Annotated in this window: 2 protein-coding genes; one reads left to right on the forward strand and one right to left on the reverse strand. The window is 67.4% G+C overall.

Going from position 1 to position 1,033, the window contains the following annotated elements; translation table 11 throughout:
- Positions 1 to 249 (forward strand): hypothetical protein (locus AC1DWF_RS32495; RefSeq protein WP_476842637.1); only part of this gene is annotated, 249 nt, incomplete at its 5' end.
- On the opposite strand, the gene AC1DWF_RS32500 is transcribed toward AC1DWF_RS32495, so the two are convergent.
- On the reverse strand, positions 233 to 1,033 hold an 801-nt coding region (locus tag AC1DWF_RS32500), incomplete at its 5' end, for a hypothetical protein (protein WP_476842638.1). The two genes, AC1DWF_RS32495 and AC1DWF_RS32500, sit on opposite strands and share 17 nt — an antisense overlap.

Genomic DNA, 1,033 nt, shown 5'->3' on the forward strand with positions numbered 1-1,033 from the left:
CCCTTCTACTACATCGACTACACGCTGGCGCTCTGCTGCGCGCTGCAGTTCTGGGTGAAGTCGCTGCACGACCCGAAGGCGGCGCTCGACGACTATGTGGCGCTATGCGCGCGCGGGGGCTCGGCGCCCTTCCAGGAGCTGGTGAAGTCGGCGGGCCTGGTGTCGCCCTTCGCGCCGGGCGCGCTCGCGGAGGTCGTGCGGGAGGCCGAGGCCGTGCTGTCCGGCGCTCCGCCTATCGCGTCAGCTTGATGTAGAGCAGCGCGAGGGCCAGGAAGATGGCCGGCAAGGCCCATCTGATGGTCCTCGCGACACGAAGGACCTCGACCGGCGGCGGAGCGGCCGGTGTCGGCGGCACCGGCGTCGAGTACACGACGGGTTTGCGCTTCTCGACCGTGGCCTCGATGGCCTTTCCTTCGACCGGATCGACGCGGAGCGCTCCGCGCTCGTCGCGCTGATAGGTCATGAACAACTCGGTAAAGCGCGACCCGTCCCCAGGCGGCGCCTCCAGCTGATAGAAATCCACGGTCAGGGCAACGCTCAGCCGGTTGGCCTCCCCCGCCATCAGGGTGATCCAGAGGGCATCGAAGACATCGGCGGGCAACATGACGACCATGTAGGTCATCAGCTGCGCGTCGTCCTCCGCATACAGCTTCCCGTAGGTGTTCTCCACGAGTGTGACCGTACTGGTGCCGGAGGAATTCTCGCCGGCGCTTCCGATCGAGATCTGCCCGGTGATGAAGCCGGGCTCTTCCAGAATGCCCACCAGGCCGACACGCTCCATATGCCAGACCCGTCCCGTGATGGTCCTCTGGCGCCGCCAGCCGCCGGGATCGGGTGCCCCGTCCTGCGCGCTCGCCCCCCGGTAGTCCCGCCATTCGAGATCTTCGACGGAGACATCGAAATAGCCGCCGGTCCCGCGGACATAGCTTCGCCCTTTGACCTCGATGCGATCCCCGGCCTGTTGCGGCATCTCGGCCGTCCCCCCCTCTCGACGAACAGGACCGCCGGCATGCCCGGATGACCTGGCTACGCC

This window comes from Aminobacter sp. P4_D5, from assembly GCF_056401815.1.